Source organism: Hymenobacter amundsenii, from assembly GCF_002204745.1.
Classification (GTDB): domain Bacteria; phylum Bacteroidota; class Bacteroidia; order Cytophagales; family Hymenobacteraceae; genus Hymenobacter; species Hymenobacter amundsenii.
The window spans coordinates 1-2,385 of record NZ_NIRR01000086.1; the positions used below are offsets into that span (position 1 = coordinate 1).

4 protein-coding genes are annotated in these 2,385 nt (G+C 58.3%); 3 read left to right on the top strand and 1 reads right to left on the bottom strand.

Translation table 11 applies throughout. The annotated features are described in order from the left end of the window. Positions 1–152: 152 nt before the first annotated feature. From CDA63_RS19970 to CDA63_RS19980, 3 genes are read left to right on the top strand one after another with little or no spacing between them, the layout of a single operon-like run. Positions 153–446, top strand: a complete 294-nt coding sequence (locus CDA63_RS19970) for a transposase (protein ID WP_088466214.1) — start codon at positions 153–155, stop codon at positions 444–446. Next, positions 437–706, top strand: a complete 270-nt coding sequence (locus CDA63_RS19975) for an IS3 family transposase (RefSeq protein WP_088466215.1) — start codon at positions 437–439, stop codon at positions 704–706. The genes CDA63_RS19970 and CDA63_RS19975 overlap by 10 nt, the downstream gene beginning before the upstream one ends. A gap of 30 nt (positions 707–736) precedes the next feature. Further along, positions 737–1,309 carry an IS3 family transposase gene (locus CDA63_RS19980; RefSeq protein WP_088466216.1) on the top strand — a complete coding sequence of 191 codons (573 nt, stop codon included), beginning with the start codon at positions 737–739 and terminating at the stop codon, positions 1,307–1,309. Between the two features lie 503 nt (positions 1,310–1,812). Here the strand turns inward: CDA63_RS19980 and CDA63_RS19985 are convergent. Next, positions 1,813–2,385 (bottom strand): DegT/DnrJ/EryC1/StrS family aminotransferase (locus tag CDA63_RS19985; protein ID WP_199797569.1); only part of this gene is annotated, 573 nt, incomplete at its 5' end.

Sequence of the window (2,385 nt, forward strand, 5' to 3'; positions counted from 1 at the left end):
CCGCCAGCGGCTATTACGCTTGGCAGCACGCGCAACAGCCGGCCGTCGCTGCGCCAGAACCGGCATGGGAAACGGCCCTGGTCAAGGTCTTCGGGGTCCTGTAGTACTCCCCAAAAGTTGGACAGTTTATAGCGGCTATCTTAGTCAACGCCATGAACCCGAAACGCACTCGTCGCCGCTTCTTCACGGCGGCCTTCAAAGCCGAGGTAGCCTTAGCTGCCTTAACCGAGCGTCAGCCCTTAGCTGACCTAGCCGTCCGCTACCAGTTGTCGGTGGCTCAGATCAGCCGCTGGAAGCTGCAGTTGCGCCAGCAGGCGGCGCAGGTTTTCGCCGAGGCCGGCCCATCCGCCCCGGCCCCGCCGGATGTGGAGCCGCTCTATGCGGCCATCGGCCGGCTGCAGATGGAAAATCAGCTGCTAAAAAAAACGCTGCCGCCATGTGCGTAGCCCAACAACGCGCCCTGGTGCAGGCCAGTGGCGAGGGGTCGGTAAAGGCCCGCTGCCAGGCGCTAGGGCTGGCCCGCAGTAGCTACTACTACCAGCCACGGGGCGAAAGCGCGCTGAACCTGCACCTGATGCGTCTGCTCGACGAGGAGTTTACGCGCCACAACTTCAAGGGCGTGTTGGGTCTGCGCGACCACCTGCGCCTGGCCGGCTACCAGGTCAACGAAAAACGGGTGCGCCGCCTCGTGCGGCTCATGGGCTAGGAACCGGTCTACCCTAAACCCCGCCTGTCGATGCCAGGCGAAGGCTCTACACGCTACCCATACCTGCTACGTGAGCGGGTACTGACGGCCCCGAATGAGGTCTGGAGTACGGACATCACCTACATCCCGATGGCCCGCGGCTTTCTTTACCTGGTGGCCGTACTTGACTGGCACTCGCGCTACGTGCTGAGTTGGGAGCTGAGCAATACGCTCGACGTGGGCTTTTGTCTAAGCGCGCTGGGCACGGCCCTCGGCCCCCAGCCGGCCCCCTACATCTTCAACTCCGACCAAGGTAGTCAGTTTACCAGCCAGCTCTTCGAGCAGGCCCTGCTGGCGGCAGGCTGTCAAATCAGCCGCGACGGGCGCGGCCGGGCGACGGATAATGCCTTCATCGAGCGACTCTGGCGCTCGGTTAAGTGGGAATGCATCTACCTCAACCCGGCCACCGATGGCGGCCAGCTCTATGAGCAGCTCCAGGCGTACTTCACTTACTATAATCACCACCGCCCCCATCAAGCCCTGAGAGGCCAAACGCCCGCTCAATTCTTCGCCCAAACTCCTACCTTCAACCCACAGCAAATTTGCTTAACAAACCCCGCTTAAACTGTCCAGTTTTTGGGGAGTAGTACAATCAGCGAGTCGCGCAGGCTGATGGCCACACTCGGGGCGGGCCGCACACCTTCGCTTATCTAGGTGATGTCGTAAATCAGGGTTTGACGCACGCCGTAGGTTTCGTAGAGGTACTTGGCCAGGTAGGCTACCGAGCCGCCGCCGTACTCTTCCCAGTACTAAAAAACCACGACGCCATGTTCCAGCGTTTTGCGCAGCCGCAAAACATTCTCAACGCCTAGAACCTGTTATGTGCTTTTGACGAGATTTGGGATATTGTAGTCCTGCTCGCTGATGTGGTATCGCTAAGTTGGACAGAAGTTGGATGGGGAGGGCCGATGGATCGGGAGTGCGGCAGTCGAGCGCAGCATGGCGTAGTTTGTTCGGTATTTATTGCAGCCTCAAATATTGCTCGCCCCGTCAATCTGAACAGAATCTAAAAAGTAATCTATCTCAGCTTGCGGGCCGGATTTACTCGACTACCCCAGCATTATTGGTTAACGGCCTGCATAAAAGTTTTTGATAGATTCCACAACCCGCTGCTGTTGCTCGGGCCGCAAATTGTGGTAGAGTGGCAGGCGCACCAATGTCCGACTGAAACGTTCGGCATGGAGAAGAGGACGGCCGTCGTGACGAGAAGAGTAGTAGGGGCTGCAGTGGAGGGGTAAATAGTGAAACACGGCCAGAATATGCTGCTGCCGTAGATAGGCTAGCAGCGCGTCGCGCTCCGTTTCGTTACGACAGAGGAGGGCAAATAGGTGCCAGTTGGGCTGTGTATTGGGTATGGTGGGCAGCAGTTGAAATACGCCGTCGGTAGCTAGTGGAGCCAGGGCAATAGCATAGTGCTCCCATAATTTTTGTCGCTGTTTTTGAATTGCCTCCCGGGCTTCCAATTGCGCCCACAAATAGGCGGCGTTCAACTCCGAAGGCAGAAAGGAAGAACCCACGTCTACCCATTCATAGCGGGCGGCTTCGCCCCGGGCGAAGGCTGCACGATTAGTGCCTTTCTCCCAAATAATTTCTGCTCGGGCGGCTAAGCGCGGATCATTAATGGCCAGCAAGCCTCCTTC

What these genes read in the sequence shown, in the direction of transcription:
- CDA63_RS19970 (WP_088466214.1), top strand. Translation starts at nt 153, where the DNA reads ATGAACCCGAAACGCACTCGTCGCCGCTTCTTCACGGCGGCCTTCAAA.
- CDA63_RS19975 (WP_088466215.1), top strand. Translation starts at nt 437, where the DNA reads ATGTGCGTAGCCCAACAACGCGCCCTGGTGCAGGCCAGTGGCGAGGGG.
- CDA63_RS19980 (WP_088466216.1), top strand. Translation starts at nt 737, where the DNA reads ATGCCAGGCGAAGGCTCTACACGCTACCCATACCTGCTACGTGAGCGG.